Source organism: Polaromonas sp. P1_F6, from assembly GCF_056405695.1.
In genome coordinates, this window is sequence record NZ_JBFUBQ010000005.1 from 77,168 (window position 1) to 98,589 (window position 21,422).

General features: G+C 63.6%; 20 protein-coding genes. 8 read left to right on the forward strand and 12 right to left on the reverse strand.

Annotated features, from left to right (window positions below; translation table 11 throughout):
• Nucleotides 1-76: 76 nt before the first annotated feature.
• The 5 genes from gsiB (at nucleotide 77) to AC1DY9_RS15780 (ending at nucleotide 5,471) form a co-directional block, all read left to right on the forward strand.
• Complete coding sequence (gsiB, locus tag AC1DY9_RS15760; RefSeq protein WP_457281793.1) at nucleotides 77-1,627, forward strand: glutathione ABC transporter substrate-binding protein GsiB; 1,551 nt, start codon at nucleotides 77-79, stop codon at nucleotides 1,625-1,627.
• Between the two features lie 42 nt (nucleotides 1,628-1,669).
• Complete coding sequence (gsiC, locus tag AC1DY9_RS15765; RefSeq protein WP_457281794.1) at nucleotides 1,670-2,590, forward strand: glutathione ABC transporter permease GsiC; 921 nt, start codon at nucleotides 1,670-1,672, stop codon at nucleotides 2,588-2,590.
• A gap of 68 nt (nucleotides 2,591-2,658) precedes the next feature.
• On the forward strand, nucleotides 2,659-3,555 hold the full coding sequence (gsiD, locus tag AC1DY9_RS15770; protein ID WP_457282082.1) for a glutathione ABC transporter permease GsiD: 897 nt from the start codon (nucleotides 2,659-2,661) through the stop codon (nucleotides 3,553-3,555).
• Between the two features lie 18 nt (nucleotides 3,556-3,573).
• Nucleotides 3,574-4,656 (forward strand): DmpA family aminopeptidase, encoded by a 1,083-nt coding sequence (locus AC1DY9_RS15775; RefSeq protein ID WP_457281795.1) that lies wholly within the window; start codon nucleotides 3,574-3,576, stop codon nucleotides 4,654-4,656.
• On the forward strand, nucleotides 4,653-5,471 hold the full coding sequence (locus AC1DY9_RS15780; RefSeq protein ID WP_457281796.1) for a M55 family metallopeptidase: 819 nt from the start codon (nucleotides 4,653-4,655) through the stop codon (nucleotides 5,469-5,471). Before AC1DY9_RS15775 ends, AC1DY9_RS15780 begins: the two co-directional genes overlap by 4 nt.
• Nucleotides 5,472-5,497: 26 nt before the next feature.
• Here the strand turns inward: AC1DY9_RS15780 and AC1DY9_RS15785 are convergent, their stop codons facing one another.
• The gene (locus AC1DY9_RS15785) at nucleotides 5,498-6,244 is read right to left on the reverse strand and encodes a M14 family zinc carboxypeptidase (RefSeq protein ID WP_457281797.1); all 747 of its coding nucleotides are present in this window, start codon (nucleotides 6,242-6,244) and stop codon (nucleotides 5,498-5,500) included.
• Between the two features lie 203 nt (nucleotides 6,245-6,447).
• On the opposite strand from AC1DY9_RS15785, the gene AC1DY9_RS15790 reads away from it, so the two are divergent.
• A complete protein-coding gene (locus AC1DY9_RS15790) occupies nucleotides 6,448-6,966 on the forward strand; it encodes a flavin reductase family protein (protein WP_457281798.1) in 519 nt (172 codons plus the stop codon).
• A 22-nt stretch (nucleotides 6,967-6,988) separates the two neighbouring features.
• On the opposite strand, the gene AC1DY9_RS15795 is transcribed toward AC1DY9_RS15790, so the two are convergent.
• The 4 genes from AC1DY9_RS15795 to AC1DY9_RS15810 form a co-directional block, all read right to left on the reverse strand.
• The gene (locus AC1DY9_RS15795; protein WP_457281799.1) at nucleotides 6,989-7,981 is read right to left on the reverse strand and encodes a M14 family metallopeptidase; all 993 of its coding nucleotides are present in this window, start codon (nucleotides 7,979-7,981) and stop codon (nucleotides 6,989-6,991) included.
• 3 nt (nucleotides 7,982-7,984) lie between these two features.
• A complete protein-coding gene (locus AC1DY9_RS15800; protein ID WP_457281800.1) occupies nucleotides 7,985-9,067 on the reverse strand; it encodes an asparaginase in 1,083 nt (360 codons plus the stop codon).
• A gap of 214 nt (nucleotides 9,068-9,281) precedes the next feature.
• Nucleotides 9,282-10,289 carry a Bug family tripartite tricarboxylate transporter substrate binding protein gene (locus AC1DY9_RS15805; protein WP_457281801.1) on the reverse strand — a complete coding sequence of 336 codons (1,008 nt, stop codon included), beginning with the start codon at nucleotides 10,287-10,289 and terminating at the stop codon, nucleotides 9,282-9,284.
• 85 nt (nucleotides 10,290-10,374) lie between these two features.
• Entirely contained in the window at nucleotides 10,375-11,277 is a 903-nt protein-coding gene (locus AC1DY9_RS15810) for a LysR substrate-binding domain-containing protein (protein WP_457281802.1), read from the reverse strand.
• Nucleotides 11,278-11,364: 87 nt separating this feature from the next.
• On the opposite strand from AC1DY9_RS15810, the gene AC1DY9_RS15815 reads away from it, so the two are divergent.
• Both AC1DY9_RS15815 and AC1DY9_RS15820 read left to right on the forward strand, forming a co-directional pair.
• The gene (locus AC1DY9_RS15815; RefSeq protein ID WP_457281803.1) at nucleotides 11,365-12,267 is read left to right on the forward strand and encodes a DMT family transporter; all 903 of its coding nucleotides are present in this window, start codon (nucleotides 11,365-11,367) and stop codon (nucleotides 12,265-12,267) included.
• Between the two features lie 9 nt (nucleotides 12,268-12,276).
• Nucleotides 12,277-13,467 (forward strand): pyridoxal-phosphate-dependent aminotransferase family protein, encoded by a 1,191-nt coding sequence (locus AC1DY9_RS15820; protein ID WP_457281804.1) that lies wholly within the window; start codon nucleotides 12,277-12,279, stop codon nucleotides 13,465-13,467.
• 3 nt (nucleotides 13,468-13,470) lie between these two features.
• On the opposite strand, the gene AC1DY9_RS15825 is transcribed toward AC1DY9_RS15820, so the two are convergent.
• From AC1DY9_RS15825 to AC1DY9_RS15855, 7 genes are all read right to left on the reverse strand, one after another.
• A complete protein-coding gene (locus AC1DY9_RS15825) occupies nucleotides 13,471-14,280 on the reverse strand; it encodes an SDR family NAD(P)-dependent oxidoreductase (RefSeq protein ID WP_477667001.1) in 810 nt (269 codons plus the stop codon).
• Between the two features lie 51 nt (nucleotides 14,281-14,331).
• A complete protein-coding gene (locus AC1DY9_RS15830) occupies nucleotides 14,332-15,075 on the reverse strand; it encodes an SDR family NAD(P)-dependent oxidoreductase (protein ID WP_457281806.1) in 744 nt (247 codons plus the stop codon).
• A gap of 139 nt (nucleotides 15,076-15,214) precedes the next feature.
• A complete protein-coding gene (locus AC1DY9_RS15835; RefSeq protein ID WP_457281807.1) occupies nucleotides 15,215-16,144 on the reverse strand; it encodes a branched-chain amino acid ABC transporter permease in 930 nt (309 codons plus the stop codon).
• 25 nt (nucleotides 16,145-16,169) lie between these two features.
• Complete coding sequence (locus AC1DY9_RS15840; protein WP_457281808.1) at nucleotides 16,170-17,522, reverse strand: ABC transporter substrate-binding protein; 1,353 nt, start codon at nucleotides 17,520-17,522, stop codon at nucleotides 16,170-16,172.
• A 40-nt stretch (nucleotides 17,523-17,562) separates the two neighbouring features.
• Nucleotides 17,563-18,468: an NAD(P)-dependent oxidoreductase gene (locus AC1DY9_RS15845; RefSeq protein ID WP_457281809.1), complete on the reverse strand. Its 906-nt coding sequence runs from the start codon at nucleotides 18,466-18,468 to the stop codon at nucleotides 17,563-17,565.
• 60 nt (nucleotides 18,469-18,528) lie between these two features.
• Nucleotides 18,529-20,472, reverse strand: coding sequence for a bifunctional 5-dehydro-2-deoxygluconokinase/5-dehydro-2-deoxyphosphogluconate aldolase (locus tag AC1DY9_RS15850; protein WP_477667002.1), 1,944 nt, complete (start codon nucleotides 20,470-20,472; stop codon nucleotides 18,529-18,531).
• A complete protein-coding gene (locus AC1DY9_RS15855; protein ID WP_457281811.1) occupies nucleotides 20,469-21,359 on the reverse strand; it encodes a MurR/RpiR family transcriptional regulator in 891 nt (296 codons plus the stop codon). Before AC1DY9_RS15855 ends, AC1DY9_RS15850 begins: the two co-directional genes overlap by 4 nt.
• Nucleotides 21,360-21,422 lie beyond the last annotated feature (63 nt).

Genomic DNA, 21,422 nt, shown 5'->3' on the forward strand with positions numbered 1-21,422 from the left:
CCGTTGCACCGCCGCCTCTCCGTTTTGTCTTCTCGTCCCTCTTGCTTACCCCTCGTTTCCTTTCAAGGAGTTTTTCATGAACAAGCGTCTTTCCACCCTCACTGCCGCGCTGGCCGGTCTGATCGGCCTGGCAGGTCTTGCCGCCGCGCCGGCCCATGCCGCCAAAGACGTGGTCGTGGCCGTCCAGTCCAATTTCACGAGCACCGATCCGTATGACTCCAACGACACGCTGTCGCAGGCCGTGGCCAAATCTTTCTATCAGGGCCTCTACGGCTTCGACAAGGACATGAAGATGGTGCCGGTGCTGGCCGACAGCCACACGGTGAGCAAGGACGGGCTGGTCTACACCTTCAAGCTCAAGTCCGGCATCAAGTTTCATGACGGCACGCCTTTCAATGCAGAGGCCGTGAAAGTCACTTTCGAACGCGTGACCAATCCCGACAACAAGCTCAAACGCTACAACCTCTACAAGAACATTGCCAAGGTCGAGGCCGTGGACTCCACCACCGCGCGCTTTACCCTCAGGGAGCCGTTCTCGCCCTTCATCAATACGCTGGCCCACCCCTCAGGCGTGATCATTTCGCCCGCGGCATTGGCCAAGTACGGCAGCAAGGGCATTGCGCAGAACCCCGTGGGCACAGGCCCCTTCAAGTTCGTCGAATGGAAGGCCACCGACTACCTGAAAGTTGCCAAGTGGGAAGGCTACTGGAAAAAGGGCTACCCCAAGGTGGACAGCATCACCTGGCGCCCTGTGGTCGACAACAACACGCGTGCGGCCATGATGCAGACCAACGAAGCGCACTTCGCCTTCCCGATGCCGCCCGAAACGGTGGAAAGCCTGTCGAAGAAGCCGAGCCTGGAGGTGACGAGCGCGCCGTCCATCATCCATCGCTACCTCTCGATGAACACGCAGCAAAAGCCTTTCGACAACCCGAAGGTGCGTGAAGCCATCAACTACGCCATCAACAAGGAGGCGCTGGTCAAGGTGGTGTTCTCGGGCTATGCGATTCCCGCCGAAGGCGTGGTACCCCACGGTGTGGAATACGCCGCCAAGCTGGGCCCCTGGCCTTACAACCCGGCCAAGGCGCGCGAGCTGCTGAAGGAAGCCGGCTACCCCAACGGTTTCGAAAGCACCCTGTGGTCAGCCTACAACTACACCACCGCGCAGAAGGTGATCCAGTTCGTGCAGCAGCAGCTGGCCCAGGTCGGCGTCAAGGTACAGGTGCAGGCGCTGGAAGCCGGTCAGCGCGTGGAGCGCGTGGAGAGCGCGCAGGACCCCGCAACGGCTCCGGTGCGCATGTACTACGTGGGCTGGTCGTCATCCACCGGCGAAGCCGATTGGGCACTGCGCCCACTGCTGGCCTCCGAGTCCCTGCCGCCCAAGATGTTCAACACCGCCTACTACAAGAACCCTGAAGTAGACGCCGACATCGCCAGGGCGCTGGTCACCACCAGCGGCGCTGAAAAGGCGAAGCTGTACACCGACGCCCAGCAGCGCATCTGGAAAGACGCACCCTGGGCCTTCCTGGTGACGGAGAAACTGCTGTCAGTGCGTGCGCGCAACCTGGCCGGCTTTTATGTGATTCCGGACGGCAGCTTCAACTTCGACGACGTGGAACTGAAGTAACCCCGGCCGCAGCAACAGCAATCTGAAGAAACCCGCTCCTGCATGACCCTCTATCTCCTCAAGCGCCTGCTGGGCCTGCTGCCGACGCTGCTGATCGTGGCCGTGCTGGTGTTCCTGTTCGTGCACCTGCTGCCCGGCGACCCGGCACGCCTGGCCGCCGGACCCGATGCCGGCCCCGAAACCGTGGAGCTGGTAAGGCGCGACCTGGGGCTGGACCTGCCGATGCCGCAGCAGTTTGTGCGCTTTTTCAGCCACGCGCTGCAGGGTGACTTCGGTCTGTCCATCCGCACCAAGCGGCCCGTGGCCACCGAGATCTCCGAGCGTTTCGCACCCACCTTCTGGCTCACCATTGCGGCCATGAGCTGGTCGGTGCTGCTGGGGTTGGTGCTGGGCATGGTATCGGCCGTGTGGCGCAACCGCTGGCCCGACCGGCTGGGCATGTCGCTGGCGGTCTCGGGCATCTCGTTTCCGTCGTTCGCGCTGGGCATGTTGCTCATGCAACTCTTTTCGGTGCAGCTGGGCTGGCTGCCCACCGTCGGGGCCGACTCGTGGCGGCACTACATCCTGCCGTCCCTCACGCTGGGCGCGGGTGTGGCGGCCGTGATGGCGCGCTTCACGCGCAGTTCCTTCATCGACATCCTCAAGGAAGACTATGTGCGCACGGCACGCGCCAAGGGCCTGTCCGAAACCGTGGTGGTGGTCAAGCACGCGCTGCGCAATGCGCTGATCCCGGTGGTCACCATGATGGGCCTGCAGTTCGGTTTCCTGCTGGGCGGTTCCATCGTCGTCGAGGTCGTGTTCAACTGGCCCGGCATGGGCCGGCTGTTGGTGGACGCGGTAGAGATGCGGGACTACCCCGTGATCCAGGCGCTGGTGCTGTTGTTCTCGCTCGAATTCATCCTGATCAACCTGGTGGTGGACCTGCTCTACGCCATCATCAACCCGACCATCCGCTTCAAGTGACTACCACCGAACACCCACACGCTGCCATCGCAAGTGAACCTCTGCCTCCGGAAAGCGCACCTCTCGCCATGGAGCAACCCGGCGCAGAAACCGGCGTACCCATGGCCGCCCTTGCCGTGCGCACGCCTGCCTCCGAGTTCTGGCGGAAATTCAAGAACCAGCGCGTTGCCCTGGTGGCCGGCGGTTTCGTGCTGCTGCTGGTGCTGGTAGCCGTGTTCGCACCCTGGCTGACGCCTTTTGATGCGGAGAACTTCTTCGACTACGACGCGCTGAACACGCCGCCATCAGCCAAGCACTGGTTCGGCGTGGATGCGCTGGGGCGCGACATCTTCAGCCGCATCCTGATGGGCGCGCGCATCTCCCTGGCCGCGGGCCTGGTCTCGGTGGCCGTAGGCGCCGTGATCGGCACGCTGCTGGGCTTGCTGGCCGGTTACTACGAAGGCTGGTGGGACCGCATCGTCATGCGCATGTCCGACGTGCTGTTTGCCTTTCCCGGCATCTTGCTGGCCATCGGGATCGTCGCGATCCTGGGCAACGGCATGATCAACGTGATCATGGCTGTGGCTGTGTTCAGCGTGCCGGCGTTTGCGCGCCTGGTGCGCGGCAATGTGCTCTCGCTCAAGCACCAGACCTACATCGAGGCGGTGCGCTCCATAGGCGCGCCCGACTCGGTCATCATGCTGCGCCATCTGCTGCCGGGCACGGTGTCTTCGGTAGTGGTGTACCTCACCATGCGCATCGGCACCTCCATCATCACGGCGGCCAGCCTGTCTTTCCTGGGCCTGGGCGCGCAGCCGCCCACGCCGGAATGGGGCGCCATGCTCAATGAGGCGCGCGCCGACATGCTCAATGCGCCGCATATCGCGCTGTTTCCCAGCCTGGCCATTTTCCTGACCGTGCTGGCCTTCAACCTGCTGGGCGACGGCCTGCGCGATGCGCTGGACCCCAAACTTGACCGCCAGTAACCGGGGCAAGGCCGCGTCGTGACACCCCGCCATCTGCTGCCCCACATCGGCAGCCTGCCGCACGGGCAGCGCAACGCCATCACCGATGTAGCCGGCGTCACCGTGGGCCATTGCACGCTGGACGCGAACGAGGTGCAAACGGGTGTGACGGTGGTACGCCCCCATGCAGGCGACCTGTTCCGTGACCGGGTCCCGGCAGCGGCTGTCGTGCTCAACGGTTTCGGCAAGAGCGTGGGCCTGATGCAGGTCGAGGAGCTCGGCGTGCTGGAAACGCCGATTGCGCTCACCAATACCTTTTCGGCCGCCGCCGTGGCCACGGCGCAGATCCACCAGTGCGTTGCTGCCAACCCCGAAACGGGGCGCAGCCTGCCAACGGTCAACCCGCTGGTGTTTGAATGCAACGACGGCTTTCTCAACGACATCCAGCGCATGGCTGTCACCGGACAGCACTACCTGCAGGCCTGCGAACAGGCAGGTGTGGAGGTGGAGGAAGGTTCGGTCGGCGCCGGTCGCGGCATGTCGAGCTTCGGTCTCAAGGGCGGCATAGGCACGGCTTCGCGCCGCGTAGCGGCCCTTGGGGGCGGCGAGCACACCGTCGGCGCGCTGGTGCTGGCCAACTACGGCCAGCTGCCGCAACTGATTCTGGCGGGCCAGACCCTTGGCGCCCGGCTGGTGGCACATCGGGCGCAAGCGGCAGAGCCCGAAAAAGGCTCCATCATCCTGCTGATTGCTACCGACGCACCGCTTGACGCGCGCCAGCTGCGCCGGCTGGCGTTGCGCGCCGGCGCCGGGCTGGCCCGCACCGGCTCGGTGTTCGGCCACGGCAGCGGCGACATCGCCCTGGCTTTTTCCACTGCCTACACCGTGCCGCAGCAAACCGCCAGGCCCATGCCGGGCGTGGCGATGCTGCATGACGGCCTGATTGACCCGCTGTTTCAGGCCGTTGCCGACAGCACCGAGCAGGCCATCATCCATGCCCTGTGGCAGGCCCGCGCCGTGACCGGCCGCAACGGCCACCACCGGAGCGCGCTGGCCGACCTGCTGCCCGGCTGGCCCGCTTCATCCTCATTTTCATTTCCACCTTCAGCGGATCCCCCATGAAAGTCCTGATCTCCACCGACATCGAAGGCGTTGCCGGCGTTTTTCACCACGAACAGGTGCGCGCCGGCAACCCCGAGTACGAACGCGCCCGCCTGCTGATGACGCACGAGGCCAACGCCGCCATCGCCGGCGCCTTCGATGCAGGCGCCACCGAGGTGCTGGTCAACGATTCACACGGAAGTTTTCGCAACATGCCGCCCGACCTGCTGGACGCACGCGCCCAGGCCGTCATGGGCAAGCCGCGCTACCTGAGCATGATGGCCGGCGTCGAGGACGGCGTGAACGCCGTCTGCATGATCGGCTACCACTCGCGCGCGCAAGGCCGCGGCATTCTGGCGCACACCATCAACAGCTTTGCCTTTGCACGCGTGTACTTCAACGGCCTTGAACTGGGCGAAGCCGGAATTTACGGCGCGCTGGCCGGCGAGTACGGCGTGCCGGTGGTGATGGCCAGCGGCGACGATGTGTTCATCGAAGAACACCGCCCACTGTTTCCGCACGCCACCTTCGTGCAAACCAAGCGGGCAACCGGCCAGACCAGCGGCATCAGCCTTTCCCCGGCCCAGGCCTGCAGCGCCATCCGCGTTGGCGTTGCCACGGCCTTGGCGCAATACGGCTCAGCCCGCCCTTATGTGCTGAAAGGCCCTGTCGCTGTACGCATCCAGACCCAGTCGCCGGCGCTGGCGGACCTGTTTTGCCAGTGGCCGGCGCTGCAGCGGCTGGACGGGGATGAAGTCGGCTTTGACGCGCCCACGGTGGAGACCGCGGTGCGCATGGTCAACAGCCTGTCGGCCATGTCGAGCATGCTGCGCTAGGAAGCTGTTCGCGGCCCAAACGGGTTCTAAGGCACGCGCGGCGCGTGTTCCGCGCCCTGCCCCACGGCCCGCTCACTCATCCAGCGCAGCAGGTCCAGCCACATCTGGCGCATCTCGGCATCCAGCGGCGTGCGGGTGGAATTGGGCAGTTCGATGGTGACCACCGGCACGCCCTTGTGCACACCGCCATAGTTGCCCAGTGAGCCGGGAAAGATGCCCACCTGGTCAAGGTACAGGCGCCCCAGCCTGGAGGGCGGTACTGAGGGGCCGTCAAAGTCGAGCACGCCGTAAGGCGCATGAATGCTGACGATCAGGTTGGGTTTGAAGCTTTGCATCTGCTCATGCAAAAACCGCGACTCGGGCTCGGACAGCGGCTTGGGCCCAGGCCAGCGGCGCGGGTCCTTGCCGGTGCGCTTTTCCCAGTAAACCTTCGCGTCGCGCTCCCAATTGGGGGTGGGAAAGTTGCGGTTCAAATCCACACCATGTGCGTTGGTACGGCGAGGCGGCCTGGAAAGCACGCCGTCCGGATTGAGGACAGGAACGAATCGCCAGTGGATCGCCTGGGGCGAGTCCAGCGGCGGCTGGGAAGCCAGCCTGATCCAGTGCAGCGCCACGGCCCCTGAGGACAACTCGTCGCCGTGAATCGCACCGACGACCAGCACACGCAAGCCGGGCTGCTCGGGCTTGACGTCACGCACCCAGAGCACCCGGCCGTCAACCGAACGCGTCCCCGAAGCTTGCAGTTCTGCCGCCTCACACAGCTCACGCTTCACATTCGGGAGTTTGGAAGAGTAATCGGCGCAAGGTGAATCTGCACGAGCGCCAGCAGCTATTAAATAGATAGCAAAAAAACAGGCTGCAGAACGAAAAAATGGCATGGCACCCAGTTTAACTGCCGGGCCGCCAGTCCCTCGCAAGATGCGGCCTAAACCCTGACGCGGGTACGCCTGTACCGCTTCGGTTAAATTACCCTTCTATGCTGACCCCTGCCATCCCCCGCAAAGCGAGCAGCCCCAGCTTCTCCCAGCGGGAGTTCCGGGCTTCGCTGGCCATGTTTGCCACCGGGGTCACCATCGTCACCGCACGGACGCCGCAAGGCGCCTTGGTCGGGCTGACCGCCAACTCCTTCAACTCGGTATCGCTGCAGCCGCCCCTGGTGCTCTGGAGCCTGGCGCAGGCGGCCGGATCGATGGCCGCGCTCAGCACCGGATCACACTACGCCATCAGCATCCTCGCGGCTGACCAGAAAGAGCTGGCCGAGCGCTTTGCCAGCCGGCGCGAAGACCGCTGGAAAGGCGTGCTGTTTACGGAGGGTGTCGGCGGCGCGCCGTTGCTGACAGGCGCAGCCGCCACTTTCGAGTGCTTCAACCGCAGCCGGTACGAAGAAGGGGACCACGTGATCTTCGTGGGCGAAGTGGAGCGCTGCACCCACCGCGCGGGAGCCGCGCCGTTGCTGTTTCACGGCGGCAAGTTTTATACCGAGCATCCGCTGTAAACCGCACCTGCGCAGGCCGTGTTCAGCCCAGCCGGCCCAGCCGCACGGTCGTCACACCGGGCCGCAACTGCCGCACCGACGGCATGACCAGCACACAGTCGTCGTAGGGTGTCACCACCGGTTCGCCCGCATCATGCGCAATCGGCGTGCCGGCATGGCGTATGGTTTCGCCGCCGCAAAAGTCCTGCACAAAGGCAAAGTCCATTGATCGCGCAACCACGCGATGCGTCACCGTCACGGGCGGCGGCGGCGGCGCATCGGGCAGCAACCAGCCAGGCGGCACATCGCCGCGGTCAATCACACCCGCACACACCAGAAACCGCATGAGCACGTTGCGCGCCGCCTGCAGCGACGCCAGTTCCCAGTGCTGGCCGGCCTCCAGCAGCAGGGCAATGCGGTCGCCGTTTTCGTCGCCAAGCGGGCCGTAGTCCCGCATACGGACACCATCGGCGTGACCGGCATCAACGACCACCTGGCCCGAGGTACCCAGGCTTTGCGCAAAAGCAATATTGCGCGGCAGCATGCCCGTCACCAGCAAAGCGCCACCGGGCTCATGCATGGAATGCAGATCCAGCAGATGGGTGGCCCGGTCCACAAACGGCCGGATTTCGCGCGCGCGCAGCAGCTCGGTACTGCGCCGGGGGCCATCCAGAAGATCAGCGGACCACACGCGGTTGAAATCCTCGTCAACAAAACGGGAGGCGTCGGGCTTACGGGTGTCAAACCGCATGAAGGCCTCGGTGTTGCAGAACACGGCGGTGATGCGCCCCCGCCGCGGTTGCAGCCCGCTGAGAAGGAACGCGTCCAGCGCCCAGGCGCCCGAATATTCGTTGCCATGCACCAGCGCCGTCACCAGCACTTCCGGGCCGGCTTCGGTTGAAGTGCGCTCCTGCACATGCGCCACCCCTGTGGAAGAGGCCGCCCAGAATGACAACCCGGGCGGCTGAAGCTGCACCGCATGGGCTTTCCTGATCACTTCGCCAGACTTCGCTTGATCGCTTCCTGATCGTTTCATGTGTCAGTACCGCCAGAAGATTTTCTGCAACTCTTTGGTGTCCCTTGTCTTCGTCAAGGCCAAGGCCAGAAGAATTCGGGCCTTCTGGGGATTCTGGTCGTCAACAACGAGCCAGTCATTGACGTCATCCTTCACCGAATTGTTCCGAATCACTACACCGCTGCCGGTGCGGGTTGCCCGAACGACAAACACCCCCTTGGCGCGAATCTCGTTAAGCGGGCCAGCTATGTACTCAGGAACGCTTCCCGCGCCGACACCCGCATGAATGATGCCCTTGGCCCCGGATGCGACCAACGCGTCGTATGCCGCACGGTTCATGTTCTGATAGCCATAAGCAATGTCGACCTGCGGCAGAGTCTGTATCTTGTCAATGTCGAATTCACTCTGCACCGTATGAGGGCGAATCAGCGCACGGTAGAACCTGGCCTGACCTTCGATCACGAGACCGAGCGGACCGTAGGGAGATTTAAAGGTGTCAACCCGGGTGGCATTGGTTTTAGTGACATCGCGAGCGCTGTGAATCTCGTCATTCATGACCACCAAAGTCCCTTTTCCCACCGCTTCTTTACTCCCGGCGACCGCCACCGCGTTGTAGAGGTTAAGCGGCCCATCTGCGCTGAGCGCCGTGCCGGGCCGCATGGACCCGAGCATCACGACCGGCTTGCTGCTTTTGACGGTGAGGTTGAGAAAGTACGAGGTCTCTTCCAGGGTATCGGTGCCATGGGTGATCACGATGCCATCAACCTCGTCCGACCGAAGGAGTTCAGACACCCGCCGGGCCAGTTGGAGCAGGCGGTCGTTGGTGAGGTTGTGTGAGCCGACCTGAAAGATCTGCTCGCCCTTGACGTTGGCAATAGTCTGGATTTCCGGCACGGCGGCCATGATCTTGTCGACAGCAACCACAGCGGCCTGATAGGCGCCGATGTTGGTGCTCGATGCTCCGACGCCGGCAATCGTGCCGCCGGTGGCGATGAGCACCACGTTAGGTTTCTTCACTTCCTGGGCCAGCGCCGAAGCCGAAACAGCAAGCGGCAATAGCAGACCGCAGGCGAGCCCGCGCAACATTGATATGACAGATAAGTGCATGACAATTCCCTCCGTGTCGGGCTAAAAATATTGCTCGGCGTGCAGAGCCCCGCCAGTGCTCCGGAGGGGCCTGGCCAGCACGCTTCGCGATTAACAAATACAGATCATGGCGAGCCAGGGTCTTCTGTGGGCCTGCCGCCGTTGTCCCGGCCCGGCCCCCGCGGCTTCAGCTTCAACGGCACCGCATGGGTTTGGGTGAATTCCCGCTTACGACTTACGAGGTAGCGCCGGTCGCCACTGCCTTGTTGACCACGTTGCGCACGCGCTGGGTTTCAGCCCGGATAAAGGCCGTGAGCGCCTGTGGCGTGCCGCCGTCATTGGAGATGCCGGCTTTTTGGAGCTTTTGCCAAACGGCTTCTTCGCGCAGGATTTCGTTGAGCTCCTTGTTCAGGCGCGCCACCATGGGCGCCGGCAGCTTGGCGGGCCCGAAGAGGCCGAACCAGACGTTCATGTCGTAACCCTTGAGCTTGGGGTTCTCGCCGAGTGCAGGGATTTGTGGTGCAGCCCGCGAACGCGTCGGCGTGGTGACGCCCAAGGGGATCATCTTGCCGGACTCGATGTGTGGCAGCGCGGAGGAAAGCACAGAGACACTGAACTCGATATTGCCGCCCAGCAAGTCCTGCAGCTGCTGTCCTGCGCCGCGATACGGCACATGGCGGAAGGTGGTGCCAGCCATCAGGTTGATCAGCTCTCCCGACACATGCAGCGGCGTGCCTATGCCCGAAGAGGCAAAGCTCAGCTGGTTGCGTTCGCGTTTGGATTTGGCAATCGCTTCCTCCATGGTTTTGACGCCGGTCTTGGTGTTGGTCACAAAGACCATGGGCGTGACGCCTATCAGCCCGACCGGGCTCAAGTCGGTTTCACCGTTGTACTTGACCGCAGCGTTGAACAGTTTGGCAATCGAGATTTCGCTGCCCGAACCCAGCAGCAGCGTATAGCCGTCGGGCGCGGCACTGACCACTTTTTGGGCGCCTATGGTTCCACCGGCGCCGCCGATATTCTCGATCACCACGGGTGTGCCCAGGCGCTTGGCCAGCGGTTCGGCGATGATGCGCGCCACCAGGTCCACGCTTCCGCCGGCAGGGTAGCCCACCACCAGCGAAATGGGCTTGCCGGCAGGCCAGGCCTGGCCCCAGGCAGCCGGCAAACCCAACAGCCCTGCGGCGGCAAGGCAAAGTGTGCGGCTCACGCCGCGGCGATTGAGGGTAAACATTCCTGGCATGGCGCGCTCCTTGTTGATGGCGCCAGTCTAGGAGCCGCCCCTGCGCGGCCCATGCGTATCACGCATGGGCGCATGCGACCTGGATTCAGGAAGCAGCCGGCGTGCTGGCGGACCAGATGCGCTGCACCAATTCATTGCGCGGGCTGCGCGGCCGGTACAGGCGGATCTCAAACCGGACCGTCACGCCCTTGCCGTCCGCCTCGACCAGCCTTCCGCTGCGCAGGTCGCCTTCGACCAGTCCGCGCGGCAGCCAGGCCAGTCCCACGCCCTGCAAGGCCTGCTCATGCAGCGACTCGGCGAAGTCAGACTCGATCACGGTGTGCAGATGCAGCTCGCGCGCGCTGCGGCTGAGCCCGTCCTGAAGGATCTGGCCAAGCGCGAGCGTAGGCGCATAACCCAGTACCGGCACCGGCCTGCGGGCCGTACCGGGCAGGGCATGCTGCGGCTGGCCATCGGCGCGCGGTGCGCTGACGGCCACCAGTTCGTCGGTGCCCAGCGCGAGTCCTTCGAACGTCTGTTCGTCCAGCAACAGCGGCAGCCGCGGATGCGTGAACGACAGCAGGAAATCAGCAGCCCCCTGCTCCAGGGCCGTGGCGCCTTCATGGATGGAGCCTGTGAGAATGCGCAAGCGAAACTCCCCGGCCCCGCGCTTGGCGCGTGCGAGCCAGTCAGGTACGGCGCTGCGTGAGAGCGTGCGGCCTGTTGCCAACGTGACCCAGTCCAGCCCGCCCCGTGCATGGCGGATGCGGGAGCGCGCATCGTTAAGGCCCGCCGCTGCGCGGCGCGCCACCGGCAGCAGCTCTTCCCCGGCGGCCGTCAGGGCCAGAGGCATCACCGCGCGATTGATCAGGTCGGCGCCCACCCACAACTCCAGCGCGCGGATACGGCGCGAAAACTGCGGCTGCGTCACATGGCGAAGCTCTGCCGCTCTAGAAAAACTGCGTTCTCGCGCCAGTGCAATGAAATCTTCCAGCCATTTATGGTCCACAGCAGCACCTTGTCCAGGGATTTAATGCAATGGTATTCCTTGTTACCCCGGCCAGCGAGCTGCCAGGGGTCGGGCTACCATCAAGGCATGACGAAAGCCCGCAAAGCCAATCTCGATCTCCTCGCCATGTCCCTCCTGCTGGGCTGCTGCCTGTTCTGGGGCCTGCAGCAGGTCTTGATCAAGGCCACGATCAGCGAAATACCGCCGATGTTCCAGGCCTCGCTGCGGCTGGTTGGCGCCACGGCGTTGCTCTGGCTCTGGTGCCTGTGGCGCAAGATCCCTCTCTTCAGCCGCGACGATTCGCTGAAGGCCGGCCTGCTGGCGGGCGCGCTGTTCGGCGCAGAGTTCGCCTGCATTTATGTAGGCTTGCAATACACCAGCGCTTCCCGCCTCACGGTGTTTCTGTACACCTCGCCTTTCTGGGTCGCTCTGCTGGTACCGCTGTGGGTGCAGTCCGAACGCCTGCGCGGCGTGCAATGGCTGGGCCTGTTGTGCGCCTTCGCCGCCGTGGTGTTCGCGCTGCGTGAAGGTTTCACCGGTGATCATGCGTCGACGGCGCGGGGCGATCTGCTGGCACTGGCCGCCGGCATGCTGTGGGGCCTGACCACGGTGGTGATACGTGCCACCAAACTGGTCAGCATCTCCGCTGAAAAACTCCTGTTCTACCAACTGGCCGTTAGCGCCGCAGTGTTCCCGGCCCTGTCGCTCTACCTGGGCGAGCAATGGTCGTGGCATTTCAGCCCGTTTGCCATTACTTCCCTGCTGCTGCAGACCGTCATAGGCGCATTCGCCAGCTACCTGGCCTGGATGTGGATGCTGGGGCGCTACCCGGCAACCAAGATTTCGGTGTTCGTGTTTTTCACGCCGCTGTTCGCGCTGCTGTTCGGCGCGCTGTGGCTGAAAGAAAATATCACCACCGGCCTGCTGGTGGCGCTGGCCACGGTCGCGGCGGGCATTGTGCTGGTCAATCGCAAGCCGGCAGGCGCATAATTTTTCAGCATGACGCCTCATAAACGAATCCCCGGCCATCGCTTCCTCCATTCACCTGGCCCCACGCGGGTGCCTGACGAGGTCATGGATGCGATGCGGCGCCAGCCCATGGACCTGGCCGACCCGCGGCTTGATCGTGTGATCCAGGCCTGCGAGACCGGGCTCAAGGCGCTGCTGCAAACCACCGCGGCCGACGTCTTCCTGTATGCCTGCAACGGCCACGGCGCCTGGGAGGCCGTGATCGCCAACCTGCTGGCGCCCGGGCAGCAGGTGCTGATCGCCGGAACGGGGCACTTCTCCGAATCCTGGGCCATACAGGCCGAGGCCATGGGCGCAGCAGTCATCCGCACGCCCTGGCGCGAGGGTTACCCGATTGACGTGCCGGCCATAGAAGCCGCGCTGCGCGCCGACACTGCGCATGCCATCGTGGCGGTGTTTGTGGTTCATACCGACACTGCGAGCGGCATGACCAGTGACCCGGGCAAAGTCCGGCGGGTGCTGGAAGCCACGGCCCACCCCGCGCTACTGGTGGTAGATGTGGTCGCGTCGCTGGGCGCGTCGCCCTTTGCCATGGATGCGCTGGGCGCCAACGTCGTGCTGGGCGCCTCGCAAAAAGGCTTGATGGTGCCGCCCGGTCTGGCCTTTGTGGCTGCGGATGCCGCAGCGATGAAGGTAGCCGCTGCCAATCCCTCGCCGCGCTTTTACTGGGACTGGGCGCGGCGGCAAAACCCGCTCAGCTACCGCAAGTTCTGCGGCACGCCGCCGCAAAGCCTGCTGTTCGGCCTGGAGGCTGCACTGGGGCTGATCTTTCATGAGGGCGTCGAAGAGGTCATCGCCCGCCACCAGCTGATCGCCAATGCGGTGCACGCCGCTGTCGATGCCTGGAGTGAAGGCGGTGCTCTGGGCCTTTTTGTGCGCGAGCCTGCGGCGCGCTCGGTCTCCGTCACGACGGTGTCTGTCACTGCGGGCATTGATCCCGAAGCCTTGCGCACTGTTGCGCGCGAACGGTTTCAGGTGGCGATTGCAGGCGGTTTGGGCCCGCTGGCAGGAAGAACCTTTCGCATCGGCCACCTGGGTGACATGAACCCGGCCATGATCCTGGGTTGCCTGGCCGGCCTGGAAGCGGCCATGCAGGTGCAGGGCATTCCCATCGGCGGCGGCGTGCAGCATGCCGTTGCAGCCTTGGCAGGTAAACGCTAGTACCTACTGCGAGGCAGTGATGCCGCCGTCGAGGTAAAGCACCTGCCCGGTCACAAAGCGGGATGCGGGCGCCGCAAAAAAAACGGCCGCACCCGCCACGTCCTGCGGGTCGGCCACGCGACCCAGCGGAATGCGTTCCAGCACCTGCTTGCGCGTCTCAGGATTTTCGAGCCAGTGGCGCGCCATCTCCGTCTGCACCACCGTAGGTGCGATGCCGTTGACAGTGATGCCGTAGGGCGCCAGTTCACTCGCATGCTGGCGAATCAGCATGACCAGGCCGCCCTTGCTGCTGCTGTAGGCCGAATAACCACGGCCGCGCAAACCGAGCTGCGCGCGCACCGACAGCAGATGCACCTGAGCGCCGCCCCTGCCGCCTTCAATCTGTTTTTTTGCCGCAGCCTGCGCAAGAAACATGGCGGCCTTGAGGTTGACCTGCAGCACCTCGTCAAAGGCTTCTTCCGTCACCTCCAGCAAGACCTGCTCACGCTGCATGCCGACACAGTTCATCAAGATGTCGAGGGCGCCCCATTGCGCCGCCACCGCATCAACGGAAGCCTGCATCTGCGGCACCGAATGCGCGTCCATGGCCAGACCCATGGCCTCGTGCCCTGCCGCACGCAACGCGGAGGCAACGGCCTCGGCCTTGGCTTCGTCGCGCCCCGAAACTGCCACCCGTGCGCCGGCCATCGCCAGGCCCCACGCAACGGCCTCGCCAATACCACCATAGCCGCCGGGCACGTAAGCGGTTTTGCCGCGCAGGTCAAAAAGGCCTGAAAGCGCAGTGTTGAAATCAATCCGGGGTGTGATGCTCATGGATGGCGAAATTGTGGGCGCAAAGCCGGCTAGCGGCGAAAGGGCTTTCCCTCAGTCCATCAATAGCCCGCCGTTCAGGTCGATGATCTCGCCCGTGATAAAGCCCGACAGCGGCGAGGCCAGGAAGCGCACCACGTGGGCGAACTCCTCGGGCTCGCAGAAGCGGCCGACCGGGATGTCCTTGAGCAGCTTCTGGCGTTGCTCTTCATTGAGCTGTTCGGTGATCATGGGCGTTTTAACGTAAGCGGGCGCGACGGCATTGGCCGTGACGCCAAAGGGCGCGAGTTCGCGCGCCAGTGAAAAGGTCAGCGAACTCATCGCGCCCTTGGACACCGAATAGGCCGTGCCTGCTGTCAATCCACCTGTCTTGGCCGCCAGGGAGCTGGTGTTGATGATGCGGCCGAAGCGCCGCGCCTTCATTGCCGGCACCACCTGCTGCGCAAGGTAAAACGCGCCGTCGAGGTTGGCGCCCATCACGCGCCGCCATTCACCCGCTTCGGTGGCCTCGATCTTGTTGTTGGACAGGATGCCCGCGTTGTTGACCAGGATGTCGACTGGCCCGAAGGCCTTGACTATGAGCGCATGGCCGTCGCTCACGGCGGCCGCATCGCTGATGTCAAACGAGAACGGCAGGACACGCGAGCCCAACTCATGTGCGAGCGCACGGTTGCGTTCATGGCTGACATCCACCATCGCGACCTTGCAGCCGTCTTCGAGCAAGGCCTTGACAACGGCCAGGCCCATAGTCCCTGCCGCGCCGGTGACCAGCGCGACTTTGTCTTGAAGCGGTTTCATTACTTAACTTTCCATAGCGAACCAAAGAATGACTAAACCAGTAACAGCGCGGAACTGGCTTTGCCAGGCCGCAGCTGTTGCCCCCTGCAAGGGGGGATCCGGCTACACGAAGTGAGCCGAGACGGGGATGTACCAAATGTCAAGCGTCCAGGACGCTCTTCTTGCCAAACAATCCACGTGAGCGGAATGTCACGACGGCAATGAACAAGAGGTACATGGACATCAACGACCATTCGGACGCATACGAACCCGTGAGCCCGACGACCATGCCGACCATCAGCCCGGCGATCACTGCACCCCAGAGCGAACCGACGCCGCCCAGCACAATGATCAGGAATGCCGGCACCACTGCGTCTACGCCCACATGCGGGCGAATACCCCAGATCGGCGCCATGACCACGCCGGCGATGGCGGCCAACGCCACGCCCAGACCAAACACAAACAGGCGCAGGCGCGACAGGTTGATGCCCAGCGCGCGCACCATTTCGCTGTCATGCGCGCCGGCCTTGATGATGGCGCCGTACGGTGTTTTCTGCAAAAACACCCACAGCAGCACAATCATGAGGATGGCGAATCCGCTGGCGAAGAAGCGATACTTTGAATAAACCAGGTCGCCCATCAGGAAGGCGCCGGAGATGACCTCGGGCAGCATCAACTGCTTTTCCGAGGAGCCCCACACCAGGCGTATGGTTTCCTCAATGACCAGCGCCGCACCGAAGGTCAGCAGCAGGCCATAGAGCGGGTCACGGCCATAAGTGCGCCGCATGCACAGCTCCAGCAACATGCCGAAAATACCCACCAGGATGGGCGCAAGAATGAGTGCCACCAGGTAACGCGTTCCCAGCGGCAAACTCATGTACCAGGCCTGCAGATTCGGAAACATGCCCAGCTGCGGTGCGATCAGGAAAAGCGCGAAGTACATGCCCAGCGCAAACAGCGAACCGTGCGCCAGGTTGATGGTTTCCATCACCCCCACGATGAGCATGAAGCCCAGCGCGATGAGCGCGAACAACAAGCCCAGCGAGATGCCGTTGACGAGGTGCGGAATAAGCTGAAGCAAGAAGTCCATTGCGGTCTTTGGAGCTTGAAGTAAATCAGACTTCGTAGCTAGGTGTCGCGTCGTAGCTCTCAAGCTTGCAGGCGCCGCCGGCATCCTTGTCCGCCACATCCTTGGGATCGGCCTGTGTGAGGATCTTGAAGATGTCGTCCTTCTCGGCGGGCTGGTCGTTGTAGGTCGCCATGTAAATCGTCTGCTGGCACTGGTGGGTGACGGGATCCATCCACGCGTCGTAGTGCTGCAGGCGGTCGGCCGCGCTCATCTTGCGACCTTCGAGTTTTTTGATCACGGCAATGTTGTTGGTGGTGCCGGCCTCTTCCACGCAACGCAGAAGTTCGCGCGTGGCCATATAGCCGTTGTGATACACATTGCCCGGCACGCGAATCGCCATGCCAGGGAACTGCTTCTGGTAGGCCGCCACAAACTCTTTGACGCCCGGCAGGCCCAGGCGCCAGTACCAGGTGGTGCCAAAGACGCCGAAGATGGCTTCAGGGCCCAGACCGTAGACATCTGGCCAGTCCTGCTGGTTGTTGATCCACGCCATGGACTGGTTCATCTTGAGCTGCACAACTTGCTGGCGCAGCGCCTTGATGTCGTCACCGCCCACCGCCGTGGCCACCACATTGGGCTTGAGCTGTTGCAGCTTGAGCAGGTAGGACGAGAAGTCGCGGGTGTTTTGCGGCACCAGCAGCTCCTCAACGATGCGCCCGCCGTTGGCTTCCACGATCGCGCGTGTCGCCTTGGAGGTGGTGTGGCCCCACACATAGTCGTTGGTCAGCAGCACCCAGTTCTTGCCGCTGGCCTTGATGGCGTTCTTGACGATCGCGTTGGAAAAGTTGGTGCCGTTGCCGTCCCAGACGAACTTGGTGCGGTGGCAGTCCTTGCCGGCCTCGGTCGGGCTGCTGGAGTTGGTGTTAAAAAATACCGTGCCGTATTTTTGCGCAACCTGCGAGATGGCATTGGAGACGCCTGAGTGCACTGCACCGATCAGGAAGGAGGCCTCATTGCGCGTGATCATGCGTTCGGCCACGCGCGAACCGGTGGCCGGCGTCGTTTCCGTGTCGATATGGATGGCCTCAATGCGTCGGCCCAGCACACCGCCCTTGTCGTTAAATTCCTTGATGGCCATCATGGCGCCCAGGCGCTCTTCGGCGCCCGAGGCTGCGTACAGGCCCGAAGCGTCCATGGTCAGGCCAATGGTCAGCGGTTTCTTCTGGCCGGTCTGCGCCCAGGCGTGGTTGTGCTTCCACGGCCCCATGAAGGGCGCCGCGCCGTACAGGCCCGCGCCCACCAGCGCCAGGCTTGAGTGCTTGAGCAGCGCGCGGCGCGAGGTGGCCTTGCTGTCGGATTGGGATTCAGGTGTTGCGTGGTTGTTCTTGATGTCGCTCATGGTTTTGTCTCCTGCGTGTAAATGGGTCAAACGGGTTGGCTTAACGGGGAACGATCTTGACGTCGTTGAGTTTTTCCTGTGCTTCGAAAAGGGAGGCGATCAGCTTGTCGCCGAAACCGGCGTTGCTGGCCTGGATCAGGCTTTGGTGCGTGGCCTCACCCATGAAGCTGGTGACGGGCAGCATCTCGGCCAGATGGGTGTAGTAGCGCAAATCTTTTTGCGCATTGGCGATGCCGAATTTGAAGCCGGTGACGTCGCCTTCCTTGAGCGTTTTCGTTGCCATCATCTGGAAGATGCCGCAGTTCACGCCGCCGGCCGAGATCACGTCATAGAGGCGGTTGAGGTCCAGCCCGCTTTTGGCCGCCACCGCAAAGGCCTCGGCAATCGAGGCCGCAAAGCTCATGGCCATCATGTTGTTGACCAGCTTGAGCACGTGGCCGTGGCCGGGCGGGCCGACGTGGAAGATGTTTTCGCAAAAAGCCTTGAGCACGGGCTCTAGCGTTGCGAAGTCTTCGGGCTCCGCGCCCACCATGGTGTTGAGCCGGCCTTCCTCGGCTTCCTTGGGCGTGCGAGCCAGTGGCGCATCGACCAGCTTGATGCCTTTGGCCGCAAGGTCGTTGCGGATACGGGTGCTGGAGGCAGGCTCGGCCGTGGAGGTGTCAACCACGATGAGGTCTTTGCGGCCGCTGTCCAGCAGGCCATCCTTGCCGTAAACGATGTCTTCGACCTGGGGCGAACCCGTCACGCAGATGAAAACGATGTCGCTGGCCTGTGCGCATTCGGCATTGGTCCTGGCCTCTTTCGCGCCGGCGGCAATCAGGTCGGCCAGGTTGTCCCTGTTGCGGTTGACCTTGAAGGTGAGGGCGAAGCCCTTGGCCAGCAGATTCTTGGCCATGCCGTGGCCCATCATGCCGATGCCGATGAATCCGATTTTGGGTATTGTCATGTTTGTCTCCGTTTTCTTTCCCGTTGTAGCTTGTCTGTTCTGTCTGTTGCGTTTGGCGGCTTAGTTCACGGCCTCAGTGGCGGCGGCCGAAACAGTGGCCCCTGCGCCCGCCCTCGCCTGGTCCCACAGCGAGATCAGCCGCGCATAGCGCTCGGCAATGGCCTTGACCACCGCCGCGTCGTCCATGGCGCCTGAGAACCAGCCAGTTGCGGCATCGGCAAAGATCGAGCGCCCCACGGCAAAGCCGCGGCAGATGGCGTGCGGCGCTGCGATTCGAAAGCTCTGATCCAGTTTTTCCTCGCTGGCCTCCAGGCCCAGCACCAGCACACCGCGGCAATGCGGGTCGTGCTGCGCCACCACGGCCGCGATCTTTTCCCAGGCAGCCGCACTATCGGCTGGCGGCAGCTTCCACCAGTCGGGGAAGATGCCGGCCTGGTAGATTTGTTCGAGCGCCATCGGTACGGTGTCGCCATCCGCGGGCATGTCCTTGGGTGGGATCACCTCGATGAGGAACTCGTGAAAGCTGTCCACGCTGGCTCGCTGCAGGTCGGCCAATTTGGCCAGCTGGCTGTCGCGCAAGGCCGGCTTGTCATGCGGGTGGTAATACACCAGGCATTTGGCGACGTGCTCGCCGGGCCAGGTTCGCATGACCGCGCCCAGGCCGGCGCCGGCTTCGAACTGCAGCGGTCGTGAACCCGGCAGCTCGACCGGCCTTGCGACCCACCAGCCTTTGCCGGTCACCGTTGGAAGTACCTCTTCACCAAAACGTCCGTCAACGATCACACCGACGCCACCGCGCTGGCCGGCTCCGAGCCGCGCACCTTCGGCGATCAGGGATTTGAAAAGGGGGATGCGTTCGCCAGGCGCGCCATGGCGTGCCGCCACCTCTTCCAGCTGCATGCGGTGGTCGAACGCCAGGATGACCAGTTCTTCCCAGCGGCGCGTGCGCGTGCTGACACGGTGCAGGTGTTCGAGCTTCGCGTCTTCGCGCAGGCGCCGAGTGGCCGAGCCATGCACTAAAAAAAACTGCAGCTCTTCCCAGCTCGCCATGGCTGGCGCACAGCCATGGCGCGACACCACCAGAGCGCCGCAGGCGTTGGCATAGGCGCAGCAGCGCGTGAGCGGCTCCCCCGGGATCCAGCCGCGCAGAAACCCCGACATGAACGCATCGCCGGCGCCCAATACGTTGTAGACGTCCACCGGAAAGCCGGGGCCTTGCAAACCTTTTTCCAGTGAATCGGGAATCGCGCCATCGAACACCACGCAGCCCATGGGCCCGCGTTTGACCACCAGCGTGGCCTGCGTCAACTCGCGCAAGCGGCGCAGGGCTGCGAGCGTGTCGGTGCTGCCCCCCGCGATATGAACTTCTTCTTCAGTACCGACCACCAGATCGCAGTGACCGACGACGGTTTGCAGATGCGCGCTGACTTCGCCCGAAGGCACAAAGCGCTGCTCGCCCATGCCGGGACTGGTCAGGCCCCACAGCACGGGACGGTAATCAATATCGAGCACCACGCGCGTGCCCGCGGCTTTGGCCATCATCATGGCACGCTTGCAGCTTTCATAGGTGAGCGGCTGCGACAAGTGCGTGCCCGAAATCAGGAGTGCCTTGGCCGAAGCAATGAAGGCCGCATCGAAGTCGTCCGGACTGATCGCCATGTCGGCGCAGTTGTCGCGGTAGAACACCAGCGGAAAAGTGTCGCGGTCCTGGATTCCCAGAAACACCAGTGCCGTCAGGCGCTTGGGATCGGTGGCGACATGGCTCACGTCCACGCCTTCGGCCGCCAGGGTTTCGCGCACAAAACGGCCGTTATGCTCGTCACCCACACGGGTCAGCATGGCGGGCTTCAGACCCAGGCGCGCCACGCCCACCGCGGTGTTGGCCGGCGAGCCACCCAAATATTTGGTGAAGCTCTGCATGTCTTCAAGACGGCCGCCGATTTGCTCGCCATACAGGTCCACTGCGGCGCGGCCGACACAGATCAGATCCAGCGGGCGGCTCATACGGCCCCCTTGCGAGTTGGCTTGGCTGCGGCCTTGCTGTTCCTGGTTTTGGCTTTTGCTGCGCCCTGCTCAGCCAGTTGATGACCGGTGCTGACCACCAGTGCCTGTGCCAGGCACAGCGGTGCGACCAGCGAGCGGAACGGCTTGGAGGAATCGTCGGCCAGCTCCAGGCAAACCTTGGCATGCGCCTTGAGCGGCGAGAGCGGGCCGTCGGTAATGGCAATTACCAACGCTCCCAGTTTGGCGGCCTCTGCTGCAGCCGCGATGACTTCGGGCGAATAGTTGCGAAAGCTGGCGGCGATCAACACATCGCCGGGCGCAATGGAGCGCAGGCTTTCGCGCAGCATGCCGCCCGTTCCGTCGAGCAGGTGGGTGCGCAGTTCGAGCTGGCTCAGCGCATAAGCGAGGTAGCCCGCCACCGGGAAAGCGCGGCGCTGGGCCAGCACATGGATGCGCGGCGCCGAGGCCATGAGCTTGACGGCCGCTTTCAGGTCGGCCTGGGCGATGCTTTCCTCGAGGTGGCCGAGTTCGGCCACCGATTCGCCCACCAACTGGTGCAGTACACCGGCCGGTGCTCGCTCGCCGTTGAGCTGCTTGCGGCGCATCTGGTCTATGCGTTCGCGGTAGCTGTCGGAACGCTCCAGCAGGTGGCCGCGGAACACCTGCTGCATTTCGGAAAAACCGCCGTAACCCAGCGCGTTGGCGAAGCGGATCATGGCCGAAGGCTGCACTTCGGTGGCCTCGGCCACCGTCGCCACCGTGCCCAGCGCCAGGTCGTTGGGCTGCTCGAGCGCGAAGCGCGCGATGCGCTGCAGCTGCTTGGACATGTCCGGATAAGTCCGGCCAATCAGCGCCTTGAGTTCTTCGTAAGTCGTTGCAGAGTCCATATGTCGTTGCCGCCTCGGGAATGCGATGGACGGGCCGGGCCTGCGTCGCATCAAATTAGAATA